Origin of the sequence: Jeotgalibacillus sp. ET6, from assembly GCF_029667115.1 — a bacterium.
GTDB lineage: Bacteria > Bacillota > Bacilli > Bacillales > Jeotgalibacillaceae > Jeotgalibacillus.
Map to the genome: position 1 here is coordinate 1 of NZ_JARUIU010000284.1, position 237 is coordinate 237.

Genomic DNA, 237 nt, shown 5'->3' on the forward strand with positions numbered 1-237 from the left:
TTACCCTTTCAACTTATCACTAAACGATGCAAAGGCTTGTGAAATAATGATGAAAAAATTGTGGAACAGTCTGCAGGAAATTAGCTTCATGCGATGAATTACCATGAAGTACAGGACGTACGAATTGGAAAATATCTAGAAGTGATGATTGAGATACGTTTAAGCCCTTAAAAGGAATGAATTTTGATGCACCGATGACACCGGCAGTTTATGCTGAAGTGGTCTATGCTATTCAAG

General features: G+C 37.6%; 1 pseudogene. It reads left to right on the forward strand.

The features are described from left to right. Positions 1 to 90: 90 nt before the first annotated feature. A pseudogene (locus P6709_RS20685) lies at positions 91 to 171 on the forward strand (hypothetical protein); the annotation flags it as partial. Positions 172 to 237 lie beyond the last annotated feature (66 nt).